Annotated in this window: 13 protein-coding genes; 9 read left to right on the top strand and 4 right to left on the bottom strand. The window is 71.0% G+C overall.

Features of this window, described 5'->3' with window-relative positions:
- On the bottom strand, nucleotides 1-216 hold a 216-nt coding region (locus tag VNG13_08165; protein HVA60498.1), incomplete at its 3' end, for a hypothetical protein.
- A 62-nt stretch (nucleotides 217-278) separates the two neighbouring features.
- On the opposite strand from VNG13_08165, the gene VNG13_08160 reads away from it, so the two are divergent.
- The 5 genes from VNG13_08160 to VNG13_08140 all read left to right on the top strand — a co-directional run bounded on the left by VNG13_08160 (nucleotide 279) and on the right by VNG13_08140 (nucleotide 4,910).
- On the top strand, nucleotides 279-1,190 hold the full coding sequence (locus VNG13_08160; GenBank protein ID HVA60497.1) for a tyrosine-type recombinase/integrase: 912 nt from the start codon (nucleotides 279-281) through the stop codon (nucleotides 1,188-1,190).
- 287 nt (nucleotides 1,191-1,477) lie between these two features.
- The gene (locus VNG13_08155) at nucleotides 1,478-2,038 is read left to right on the top strand and encodes a hypothetical protein (GenBank protein ID HVA60496.1); all 561 of its coding nucleotides are present in this window, start codon (nucleotides 1,478-1,480) and stop codon (nucleotides 2,036-2,038) included.
- The gene (locus VNG13_08150) at nucleotides 2,022-2,558 is read left to right on the top strand and encodes a hypothetical protein (protein HVA60495.1); all 537 of its coding nucleotides are present in this window, start codon (nucleotides 2,022-2,024) and stop codon (nucleotides 2,556-2,558) included. Before VNG13_08155 ends, VNG13_08150 begins: the two co-directional genes overlap by 17 nt.
- Before the next feature lie 804 nt (nucleotides 2,559-3,362).
- On the top strand, nucleotides 3,363-3,941 hold the full coding sequence (locus VNG13_08145; GenBank protein ID HVA60494.1) for an HhH-GPD-type base excision DNA repair protein: 579 nt from the start codon (nucleotides 3,363-3,365) through the stop codon (nucleotides 3,939-3,941).
- Nucleotides 3,942-4,154: 213 nt separating this feature from the next.
- A complete protein-coding gene (locus VNG13_08140; protein ID HVA60493.1) occupies nucleotides 4,155-4,910 on the top strand; it encodes a sulfite exporter TauE/SafE family protein in 756 nt (251 codons plus the stop codon).
- A gap of 6 nt (nucleotides 4,911-4,916) precedes the next feature.
- Here VNG13_08140 and VNG13_08135 read toward each other — a convergent pair whose 3' ends face one another.
- Entirely contained in the window at nucleotides 4,917-6,071 is a 1,155-nt protein-coding gene (locus VNG13_08135; GenBank protein ID HVA60492.1) for an RNA polymerase sigma factor, read from the bottom strand.
- A gap of 294 nt (nucleotides 6,072-6,365) precedes the next feature.
- Complete coding sequence (locus VNG13_08130; protein HVA60491.1) at nucleotides 6,366-7,826, bottom strand: NAD-dependent succinate-semialdehyde dehydrogenase; 1,461 nt, start codon at nucleotides 7,824-7,826, stop codon at nucleotides 6,366-6,368.
- An 85-nt stretch (nucleotides 7,827-7,911) separates the two neighbouring features.
- Here VNG13_08130 and VNG13_08125 point away from each other — a divergent pair, with 85 nt between their 5' ends.
- Genes VNG13_08125 through VNG13_08110 form a run of 4 tightly spaced genes read left to right on the top strand, consistent with a single transcriptional unit; the run spans nucleotide 7,912 to nucleotide 11,111 of the window.
- Nucleotides 7,912-8,895 (top strand): NAD(P)/FAD-dependent oxidoreductase, encoded by a 984-nt coding sequence (locus VNG13_08125; protein HVA60490.1) that lies wholly within the window; start codon nucleotides 7,912-7,914, stop codon nucleotides 8,893-8,895.
- Between the two features lie 31 nt (nucleotides 8,896-8,926).
- Entirely contained in the window at nucleotides 8,927-9,595 is a 669-nt protein-coding gene (locus tag VNG13_08120; protein ID HVA60489.1) for an SRPBCC family protein, read from the top strand.
- On the top strand, nucleotides 9,592-10,272 hold the full coding sequence (locus tag VNG13_08115) for a phosphoribosyltransferase family protein (GenBank protein HVA60488.1): 681 nt from the start codon (nucleotides 9,592-9,594) through the stop codon (nucleotides 10,270-10,272). Before VNG13_08120 ends, VNG13_08115 begins: the two co-directional genes overlap by 4 nt.
- Nucleotides 10,269-11,111, top strand: a complete 843-nt coding sequence (locus VNG13_08110; GenBank protein HVA60487.1) for an ATP-binding cassette domain-containing protein — start codon at nucleotides 10,269-10,271, stop codon at nucleotides 11,109-11,111. The genes VNG13_08115 and VNG13_08110 overlap by 4 nt, the downstream gene beginning before the upstream one ends.
- 11 nt (nucleotides 11,112-11,122) lie before the next feature.
- On the opposite strand, the gene VNG13_08105 is transcribed toward VNG13_08110, so the two are convergent.
- Nucleotides 11,123-11,344: a hypothetical protein gene (locus VNG13_08105; protein ID HVA60486.1), complete on the bottom strand. Its 222-nt coding sequence runs from the start codon at nucleotides 11,342-11,344 to the stop codon at nucleotides 11,123-11,125.
- Nucleotides 11,345-11,499 lie beyond the last annotated feature (155 nt).

Here is an 11,499-nt window from a genome sequence, read left to right as displayed (position 1 = left end):
TGCCATCAGCAGCCCGAATGCGACCCAGCCCAGGCTTCGGAAAGGCACGCCCAGGGCTGGCGGCAAGCGTCCAAGCGCACCCCGGTAGTCCTCCGCCACGCACGCCATATCGGCAGGAATCGGCACACGCTGTAACGCCGGCTCGCGCACCGTTCCTCGGCAGGCCGGGGCGACCCCGAACGGCGGGCTATCGACCGTTTCGCTGATCTTCGGCATTGCCTGGTTTCACGATCGCGTCCTCTGGGAGATCGGCTCCCACGAACGGAAGGGGACGTGTCATGACATCGACCGTAACAGCGGAGCTGGTGCCAGCCTGGGCGGATGTCCGGCGGTTGGCGGTCGCCGGGTTCCTGGCCCGCTACCGGGAACCGACGCTGACCGCTTACCGGCTGGACATGCGGGTCTTCGTGAGCTGGTGCGACGAAGTCGGCCTCGAGCCGCTTCAGGCGGGCCGCCCGCACGTGGAGCTGTACCTGCGCCACCTGGAAACCCAAGGCTACGCGGCAGCCACGATCGCCCGGCGCTTCGGCACGGTGGCCAGCTTCTACCGGTATGCGGTCATCGACGGGCACCTGCCGGCCAACCCGGCCGACGCGGTCACCCGACCGAAGGTGACCTGGGAGGGCCAGCGGCGCACCGTGCTGCACCCGCTGGAGTTCGCCGCCGTGCTGTCCGCCTCCCGGACGGCCGGCCCGGTCGAGCACGCCCTGGTCGCGCTACTCGGGATGCTCGGCCTGCGGGTGTCCGAAGCCTGCGCCGCCGACATTTCCGACATCCGGTACGAGGCCGGCTACGAGATCCTGCACGTGCTCGGGAAAGGCGCCAAGCCGGCCGACATCCCGCTACCGATCTCAGTGCTGCGCGCGGTGCACGCCGCAGTCGCCGGTCGCAGCCACGGACCGATCCTCACCTCTCGCTCCGGGCGGCGGATGGACCGAGCCGCCGCCACCCGGGCGCTGCAGCGGGTCGCGAAGGCAGCCGGCGTGCACCGACCGATCAGCCCGCACGGGCTACGCCGCACCTTCTGCACCACCGGCCTGGTCGCCGGCGTCGCGCTGCGCGACATGCAGTACGCGATGCGCCACGCCGACCCCCGCACCACGCTTCGCTACGACATGGCCAAGGCCAACCTCGACCGGCACGCCAGCCACGCCGTCGCCGCCTACCTCGCCGGGATGAGCACCGGCTGACCCGCGCAGACCGACGCCGGTGACCGGATGCTGCTGCCCGGTCACCGGCGCTCAGAGCCGCAGGTCCGTTCGGGTCTTTCGGACACGTCGACGGAGGCCAACGGTTCGTCGATGCGAACGGAGCCGTCACTACCGAGCGCAGCTCAGTCGTACTCTTCTGGCCGCAGAGCGGATACTGGGAACCGGGGCCGTCGCCGTCCAGAAGCGCCGATCCTGTCGACTGTCAATGGAGTGGCTGGGGCCCGGGGTTGGACCGTCGGCTGCCCCTGCCGTGAGAGGCTGCGTCGGTGCTCACGGTTGGAGACGCGCTGGCTGCCGGCAGTCGGGCCCTCGGTCTGCGTCTTACCTCTGCGGAGGAGTTGAAGGGCAGCGACCGCACCCTCGTGGTGCGAGCGACGGCCCCTGAACGCACCGTGGTTGTCAAGCTCCACCGTGACCCAACGGCCGAGTCGGCTGTGCGGGAGCCCGCAGGTCTCGAAGTGGCCGACGGACAGGGGACGCCGCGGCTGCTCGCAGTCACCGACCCGGCGGGTGTCGTGCTCGAGGATGTTGGATCCGGGGGTGATCTCGCGGAGCTGCTGTTGGGCACGGACTCGGCCGCCGCCGCTGCGGGCCTGCGACAATGGGCGGCCGCGCTGGGTACCCTCCATGCCCGAACCGCAGCTTGCGGAGTGCGGCTGCAGGACGCGCTGGACCGCAGCGCGGCGCGCTTGAACGTGCCGGCGCCGCCGGCCGCCGGCATGCCGGCGATGCTGGCCCGAGCCACCGAGGCTCTTGCAGCTGACCTCTCGCTGGTCGGAGTGAGCCCGTCGGGAACAGGCGCTGGCCGAGTTGCGCGGCCTCGATGACCTGCTGGGCGGCCCCACGCAGGCATGGGCATTGACGCCGGCCGATGCGTGCCCTGACAACAACCGACTCACGACCAACGGTTTGGTGCTGCTGGACCTCGAGGGTGCGCAGCTGCGGCATGTGGCCTGGGACGCCGCGTACCTGCTCGTCCCGTGGCCCTCGTGCTGGTGCAGCTGGCGTCCCTCACAGGACGCCGCTTACGCCGCCCTCGAGTCCTGGCGCGCCGCAATCGCCCTGCCGTACGTCCACGACCAGGCCTTCGACCGCGACCTCCGCACCGTGTCCCTGGGCTGGGCGATGACGTCTGCCGGATGGTTCGTGCGGCGCGCTGTGCTGGACGACCACCCGCACCCGGCGACACCCACCCGCAAGGCCATTGTGCAGCACCGCCTGGCTGCGATCGTCGGGCAGTCACACCCGCAGTTGCCGGCGCTGACCGCCCTCGCGGAGGAGCTGCTGCAGGCGACGTACAACGCCTGGGGCGAGGTGCTGCTGGAACTGGCCCCGGCATTTCGCTGACCGGCTCGCGCTACCCGCCCGCTCGGCGGTGCCGGTTGACGCTCTGCCGTGCCGACCAGGTGCCGTCCAGAAGCGCCGCTACGCGATGCTCGGAACGCACTCATCTAATGCCGCTGAGCGGGTCGATGAGAGAAACGCCGCGGGAGGCGCAGCGAGTGACCGGTAGGGGCCGCTTATGGCCGCCGCGTTGACGATTACTGGACGCCGGCCAGCCGCCATCAGTGTCCCTGTGTGAGCGTGAAACGAACGGGCGCGTCGGTGACCCCGGAGGCTCTGAGGCGAGGCTTGCGAAATCCGGCCGATTGCTGGCCGTGCCCGACACTGCGGCCATCCTTCGGCTGGCAAACCTCCTAGTCAGGGGCTCGTGCGGCGATTCCGGCACCTAACAGGAGGACGCTCGGACCCGCGCCGAAATCGAAACCCGCCAAGGCTGGACGTCAATGAGGCTCACCTCGCCCTCGCGGCGCCGTGGTTGCTGCTCGGACTGTTCTCGCTGCGCCCCCACGCGGTCGCCGCTCAGCGTGCTGGAAGCGCACTTCGGCTTGGGTCGGGCTGCCCGCCGTCACCGCTCCCTACGGTGAGATTGACGACGATCTCGAGAACACGGGTTGCCGTCGCGAGGAGCGCTGCCGCGAGCTGGTCAGGCCGAAGTGCGGCGTACGGTCCCTGTCCGAACCGGCCGCAGGCTCGTCAACTGTCTCAATAAGAGTGAGTCAGGCGCCGAGGTCTAGCCGCAAGGGCCGAAGCCGCTAGGTACAGCACTTGCTCTTCCGCCATGGATGTGCCCGGAACTACGATCGGCGAGTGACGCCAAGGTTGTGTCTTGCGCAGAACCCGGACGCGGACGCCCTGCTGTCGAAGGACCCGCTTGCCCTGCTGGTGGGCATGCTGCTCGATCAGCAGGTGCCGATGGAATGGGCCTTCGCGTCCCCGCAGCAGCTCGTCGAGCGGTTGGGCCGCGACCTCGACGCGTCCGAGCTGGCGGATCACGACCCGGACAAGCTGGCCGAGCTGTTCGCCACGCCGCCGGCGTTGCATCGGTACCCGGCCGCGATGGCCGGACGGGTGCAGGCCCTCGGCCGCCACCTGGTCGAGACCTATAACGGTCACGCCGCGCAGGTGTGGTCCGGAGCGGCGACCGGGGACGAGCTGCGCCGCCGCCTCGAGGGGCTGCCCGGCTTCGGACCGGCCAAGGCGCAGATCTTCCTCGCCCTGCTCGGCAAGCAGTTGCGCGTCCGGCCGCCCGGTTGGCGGGAGGCTGCCGGAAGCTACGGCGCGGACGGCGTCTACCGCTCGGTCGCGGACGTCACCGACGCGGACTCGCTGTCCCGGGTACGTGCCTACAAGCAGCAGATGAAGGCGGCCAAGCGGACCGCTACCTGAGCGGGAGCGCTCACGACGACTCCGGGAGCCCCCGGCCCGCCGGCCGGGCCCGGGCGACGTCGATCTGGACCCAGCCGGCTCGGATCGCTGATCACATCTTCGAGCATGGAGCGGATCTGCCGGCTGCGTTCGAGCTCGCCGGTGAGACCCATGGTGTTCGCCTCGGCAGGTCGGGGCAGACCCCTGAGCCCCTGGCGGGCAGGATGTCCGGTCGTGACCCCTGAAGCCGGGCTGGCGATCGCGGGCGCCGGACTGGCGGCCGGCACGATCAACACGATCGTCGGGTCGGGCTCGCTGGTCACCTTCCCTACCCTGCTGGCCCTCGGCTACCCTCCGGTCCTGGCGAACGTCTCGAACACGATCGGTCTGTTCCCCGGTTCGGTGTCCGGCGCGGTGGGGTACCGCCGTGAGCTCGCCGGGCAGCGGACCCGGATCCTCTGGCTCTGCGTCGCCGGCGGCCTCGGTGGTCTCAGCGGCGGGTTCCTGCTGCTGGCCCTGCCCGGCTCGGTGTTCCGCGGCGTCGTGCCGTTCCTCATCCTGCTGGCCTGCGGGTTGATCGCCGCGCAGCCCCGGCTCACTCGCCTCGTTGCCGATCGGCGGGGCGACCACCGCAACCGCGTCGTTGTGGGGACCAGCGTGTTCCTCACCGGCGTCTACGGCGGCTACTTCGGGGCGGCGCAGGGCGTGATCCTCATCGCACTGCTCGCGATCTTCGTCCATGACGACCTTCAACGACTCAATGCCGCGAAGAATGTCGTCGCCGCGGTGGTCAACGGCGTGGCGGCGATGCTGTTCGCGTCGGCCACTCACGTCGCCTGGGGCGCGGCGGGGGTGCTGGCGCTCGGCGCGATCGCCGGCGGTCAGCTCGGCGCGATGCTCGGCCGCCGGTTGCCGGCCGGTGCCCTTCGGGCTGCCATCGTCATCGTGGGCGTGGCCGTCGCGGGGGGGCTGCTCGCCGGTGGTTTGTGACCGGTCTCAGTCGAGGTAGTCGCGCAGCTTCTGCGATCGGGACGGGTGTCGCAGCTTGGAGAGCGTCTTGGCCTCGATCTGGCGGATCCGCTCCCGGGTCAGCCCGAACTCCTTCCCGATCTCGTCGAGGGTGCGCGGCTGGCCGTCGGTAAGTCCGAAGCGCAGTGCCACGACGGCGGCCTCGCGGGCCGGCAGCGTGCCGAGAACCTCCTGGAGCTGCTCCTGGAGCAGCCCGAAGGAGACCACCTCCGAGGCGACCGGCGCATCGGCGTCCTCGATGAAGTCGCCGAGCTGGGAGTCACCTTCGTCACCCACCTGGAGCTCGAGGCTTACCGGGTCACGCGCGTATCCCTGGATCTCCAGCACCTTGTCCGGGGTCATGTCGAGCTCGGCGGCGAGCTCGTCCGGGGTCGGCTCCCGACCGAGGTCCTGGAGCATCTGGCGCTGGATCCGGGTCAGCTTGTTGATCTGTTCGACCATGTGCACGGGGATCCGGATCGTGCGAGCCTGGTCGGCCATGGCCCGCGTGATCGCCTGGCGGATCCACCAGGTGGCGTAGGTGGAGAACTTGTAGCCCTTGGTGTAGTCGAACTTCTCCACGGCGCGGATCAGGCCGAGGTTGCCTTCCTGGATCAGGTCGAGGAAAGCCATCCCGCGGCCCGTGTACCGCTTGGCGACCGAGACGACGAGGCGCAAGTTCGCTTCCAGTAGATGATCCTTGGCCCGCTGGCCGTCAGCGGTGAGCCACTCGAGGTCCCGGTACATCGTCTTCGAGGGCTTGCGACCTTTGCCGGCGGCGGCCTGTCGCAGCTTTTCCGCGGCAAACAGCCCGGCCTCGATCCGCTTGGCGAGCTCGACTTCCTGCTCGGCGTTGAGCAGGGCTACCTTGCCGATCTCCTTGAGGTATGCGCGGACCAGGTCGGTGGATATGCCCGCGTCGGCCTCGGCGAAGGCCTCCGGGGCCTCCTCCTCGTCCTCTTCCTCGTCGACCAGCTCGTTTTCGCTGGGCTCTTCGGCTTCGACCGCGGGCTCAGCTCCGGGTACGACCGCGAGGGCACCGCGGTCACGGTTGCTGCGCTTGGTCCCGGCCGGCTGGCTCTCCGCCGGCGTGGCCTTGTCCACGGCGGTCTCCTCTGCCGGGGTAGCGGGGGCGGGGGTCACGGACAACCTTTCCTCGAGGTGTTCATTCTGGCTGCATTATTTCCCGGGCCGGGTCCGGGGCCACCCGGCGGATGCCGGCGGGAGCGCGGTGCGGTTCTCGGTTGATGCAACGACGGTAGCCGACCCGATGTTCCATCCGTTCATTCGTGCCCTGTTTACCGCAGACGACCCGGCTTGTCGCCCCGCGATCCGCGCAGGATTGCGCTCAGCCACCTGAAATTCGACGTCGGGGACCGTCTTCCTGTGTCCCATCGGCCGGGGATCGTCGCCGGTCCGGTGGTTCGGCGGGGCCGGTCAGTCGCCGACGGCGGCGTATTTGAGCGTCAGATACTCCTCGATGCCCTCTGCGCCGCCCTCCCGACCGATCCCCGAGTGCTTGATCCCGCCGAACGGCGCCGCCGGGTTGGAGAGCAACCCGCGGTTGAGGCCGACCATGCCGGTCTGCAGCCGGTCCACCGCCCGCAAGCCGCGGGAAAGGTCCCTGGTGAAGGCGTAGGAGACCAGGCCGAACTCGGTGTCGTTGGCGAGGGCGATGCCCTCGGCCTCGGTGTCGAAACCGTAGATCGGCGCCACCGGACCGAAGATCTCGGTGCGGAACATGTCGGCTTGGGTCGGGACCCCGACCAGGACCGTCGGCGGGTAGAACCAGCCCGGCCCGCTCGGGACCGCGCCGCCGGTGAGGATCTTCGCTCCCCGTGCCACCGCGTCCTCGACCAGTGCGGTGACCTTGGTGCGGGCCTTCTCCTCCACCAGCGGACCGACGTCGGATCCGGGGGCAGTCCCCGGGCCCAGTCGCAGCCGGCCCATCCGGTCGGCCAGCCCATGGGCGAAGGTGTCGACGAGGGGCCGTGCGACGAGGAACCGGTTGGCCGCGACGCACGACTGGCCGATGTTCCGCATCTTGGCAATCACCGCCTGCTCGACCGCATGATCGACGTCCGCGTCCTCGAAAACGACGAACGGTGCGTTGCCGCCAAGCTCCATCGAGGTCCGCAGCAGGTTGCCGGCGGCGCGCCGGAGCAGGTCACGTCCCACTTCGGTCGACCCGGTGAAGGAGAGCTTGCGGAGCCGGGGATCGTCGAGCAGCGGTCCGGTCACCGCCGCTGCCGAGGTCGTCGGGACGACGTTTAACACGCCGGGCGGCAGTCCAGCGTCCTCGAGGAGTTGCGCCACCGCGAGCATGGTGAGCGGGGTCAGCGCGGCGGGCTTCATGATCATGGTGCAGCCGGCGGCGATCGCTGGGGCGATCTTGCGGGTTCCCATCGCGGCCGGGAAGTTCCACGGGGTGATCAGCAGGCACGATCCGACCGGCCCCCGGGTGGTGAGGATCCGGTAGCCGCCCGCGGGTTCCCGGCCGTACCTGCCGGCGACGCGCACCGCCTCCTCGGCGAACCAGCGGAAGAATTCGGCGGCGTAGCTGATCTCTCCTTCGGACTCGGTGATCGACTTGCCCATCTCCAGCGTCATCAGCCGCCCGAGATCGGCGGTGCGGTCGACCATCAGCTGATACGCGCGGCGCAGGATCTCGCCACGCTCGCGCGGAGCGGTGGCAGCCCACGATTCGGCTGCGGCGCACGCCGCGTCCAGCGCGGCGCGACCATCCTCGGGGGCGGCATCGGCAACCTCGCACAGCGTGCGACCGGTCGCCGGGTCCTCGACCGGGAAGCTCGCCGCCGCCTCCCGCCACCGGCCAGCGATGTAGAGCCCCTTGGGGGTCGCGTCGAGCAACCGGCGTTCGCCGCCGTGGATATCCACGGCCCTTACGCTACCCAGGTAGCTCCGGGACGGTCCCTCGTCGGTTACGGTTTCCGGGACGTCGCGGACGTCGGGGAGGAAGGCCTTGGACGGCGATCCGGTCGAGATCGATCTGCTGATCATCGGTGCCGGGCCGGCTGGGCTGTTCGCCGCCTACTACGCCGGGTTCCGCTCCTTCTCGGTCGGGCTGATGGACTCGCTGGCCGAACCGGGTGGCCAGGTCACGGCGCTGTACCCGGAAAAGATGATCTTTGACGTGGCCGGCTTTCCGGCGGTCAAGGGGCAGGTTCTCGTGGACGCCCTTGTCGAGCAGGCCGCGCAGTGGAATCCGACCTACCTGCTCGGCCACCGGGCGGAAGAGCTGGCGGTGGGGCCGGATCGGGTCGTTGTCACGACCCACCGGGGAACGGCCGTCGCCGCCAAGGCGGTGCTCATCACCGGAGGGATCGGCACCTTCACCCCCCGGCCGCTGCCGGATGGGGACGGCTTCGAGGGGCGCGGGCTGCGCTACTTCGTCCCCAAGCTCGACGAGCTGGCCGGCCTCGACGTGCTCATCGTCGGCGGCGGCGATTCCGCCTTCGACTGGGCGCAGAGCCTCGAGCCGCTGGCCCGCTCGGTGACCCTGATCCATCGCCGGGACAAGTTCCGGGCCCACGAGAGCACGGTCGCGAAGGTGCTCGCGTCCCGCTGCACCGTGCTTACCAACCACGAGGTCGCGCGGATCCACGGGACCGACTCGATCACCGCGGTGGAGATCCTGAGCAATCTGACCGACGAGCACCGGACGCTCGACGTGCAGTCGGTCGTCGCTGCGCTCGGCTTCACCGCGGACCTGGGGCCGATGACCCGCTGGGGGCTGAACCAGGAGAAGCGCCACATCGTGGTCGACACGGCGATGCGGACCAACTTGCCTCGGGTGTTCGCGGCCGGGGACATCGCGGTCTACCCCGGCAAGGTCAAGCTGATCGCGGTCGGTTTCGGCGAGGCCGCCACCGCGGTGAACAACGCCGCGCCGGACATCGACCCGTCGCTGCACGTCTTCCCCGGCCACTCCTCGGACGTGGGATGAGTAGACCACCGAGGGGAGCAGGGAGTTGACCATGCAGTTCGAGCACGTGTTCACGCTGCCCGTACCGGTGGAAGCCGCACGCCGCGCGCTGCTCGACGCCGATGTGGCCGGGCGGTGCGTCCCCGGGGCGACCGTGGATTCCGTGGCCGCCGACACTGTCAGGGGCAAGTTCCGGGTCAAGGTCGGCCCGGTGCAGGTCACCTACCGGGGAGAGGCACGCTACGCCGAGGTCGACCCGGAAGGGCAGCGCATCCTCGTCGAAGCCACTGGCAAGGAGACCCGCGGCGGCGGGGTGGCGTCGGCCACGGTCCGGCTGACCCTGAATCCGGAGGCCTCCGGCACTCGGGTCGAAGTGCTGACCGACCTCGCGGTGACCGGCCGGTCGGAGCAGTTCGGTCAGGGGGTGTTCGACAAGGTCGGGCGCAGGCTGGTCGGCCAGTTCGCACAGGAGCTGTCCGCGCGGTTGACCGGCGCTCCGGCCGGGCCGTCGCAGCCTCCGGCGGCACAGGGACCGCCGGCCCCGGCCCCGGCCCCGGCCCCGGCCCCGGCCCCGGCCCCGGCCCCGGCCCCACCGATCCAGGACTTCGGGCCGCTGGCCGAACGCGACGCCGGCCCCGCGCTCACCGCGCGGCTGGCTCCGGTCGGCGTCGCCCTGCTCGCCCTGCTCCTCCTGCTCCGCCGGCGCCGCCGCCGCCGGTGACCTACGCCGACCGGGCGGACGCCGGCCACGCCCTCGCGGCCGCGCTGCACGGCTACGCCGGCCGAGACGACGTCGTAGTCCTCGGGCTGCCCCGGGGCGGCGTCCCGGTGGCGGCCGTCGTGGCCGAAGTGCTCGGCGCCCGGCTCGACGCCTTCGTCGTCCGCAAGGTCGGCCACCCGGATCAGCCCGAACTGGCGCTCGGCGCCGTCGCCAGCGCGGGGGTGATCGTCGTCAACGAGCGGGTGGTCCGGGCTGCCGGGCTCAGCCCCGCCGACGTCGACCGGCTGGTCGCGGCGGCTCAGATCGAGCTCGCCGCCCAGGAGCAGGCCTACCGCGGGGACCGCCCACCGCTGGATCTTGCCCGCCAGGTCGCAATCCTGGTGGACGACGGCGTGGCCACCGGCGCGTCGATGCGCGCGGCCGCAGTGGCGGCCCGCCGGCTGCGGCCCGCGCGGCTGGTCGCCGCCTTCCCGGTCGCTCCCGCCGGGGCAGCAGTCGATCTCGCCAGATTCGTGGACGAGGTGGTTTGCCCCCTGACGCCCGCGGACTTCCATAGCGTCGGCAGCTACTACCTCGACTTCCACCCGACGCCGGAAAGTTCTCTCCCGGCGATGCTCGCTGCGGCCCGGCGTGTTCCCCCGGGGTCCGGCTCCGGCTGGCCTAACCTCGAAGGATGAGCAGCTTGGCCGTCGATGCCCCGGCCGACCCGCTGCTGTCTCTCGCGGCGGTGCGTGTCGAGCGAGGCGATGCGACGCTGCTGCGAGACGTCGACTGGACGGTCCGGGCCGGCCAACGCTGGGTTGTTCTGGGCCCGAACGGGGCTGGCAAGACCACGCTGCTCGAGGTAGCTGCGGCTGCGACCTCGGCCACCAGCGGCCGGGTCAGCCTGTTCGGCGAGGCGGTCGCCGACGCGGATCTGGACCTGCTGCTGCCCAAGGTCGGCTGGTGCAGCCCAGCCTTGGGCAGCCGGCTGCCGGGCGCGGAGCTCGTGGTCGACACGGTGATGTCCGCGGCCTACGCCGGGGTGGCCCGGGGCGACGAGCCTTACGACGCCGTCGACGACGGCAGGGCTCGCGCGCTGCTCGCCCTCCTCGGCTGCCGGGGTTTCGCCGAGCGGCGGTACGGCAGCCTGTCCGCGGGCGAGCAGCAACGGGTGCAGATCGCCAGGGCGCTGATGCCCGACCCGGAACTTATGTTGCTGGACGAGCCGGCCGCGGGGCTCGATCTGGCGGGTCGCGAGGCCCTGCTGCGATGGCTCACCCGGCTCGCCCTCGATCCAGCGGCGCCGGCCCTGGTGCTGGTCACCCACCACGTCGAGGACATCCCAGTCGGGATGAGCCATGCGTTGCTGCTTCGGGCGGGTTCGGTGGTTGCCGCCGGGCCGATCGAGCACGTGCTCACGGGCCCGGCGCTGTCCGCCTGCTTCGGGCTACCCCTCGACGTCGAGCACAGCGCGGGCCGGTACGCCGCGCGCGCCTCGCTGGCGCCAGTCGGCGGGTCGGAGGCCTTGCGGTAGGTGCCAGTCGGTCAGTTGGCGGACGGTGCCTCGGTCAGGGCCCCGGTCTCGTCCTGGAGCGTGAGCGCGACCTCGCGGAGCCGGTCGGCGAACCGCCGACCGTGGTGGGCACAGAACAGGAGCTCGCCACCGCCCGGGAGCACGGCCCGCACGTAGGCGCGGGCTCCGCACCGGTCACAGCGATCGGCCGGGCTGAGGGCCGTCGGGTCGGGGTGCAAGGTCGAGGGTGTCATCACAACTATCCAACACCCTCCGAGGGCTCGAAGTTCCGCAGGCGCCCCGCGTGTCGGGTGCGTTGCCTCACACTGACGGCATTCCCCGTTGCCCGGGGGTCATTCCTCCTCGCCCGGCTCATTCACCCGGAGGGCCCGCATCGGACCCTCACCGA

The organism is Mycobacteriales bacterium, assembly GCA_035533475.1.
GTDB lineage: Bacteria > Actinomycetota > Actinomycetes > DATLTS01 > DATLTS01 > DATLTS01.
The sequence above is the reverse complement of the archived record's forward strand: the minus strand, read 5'-3'. Positions and strand labels throughout refer to the sequence as shown.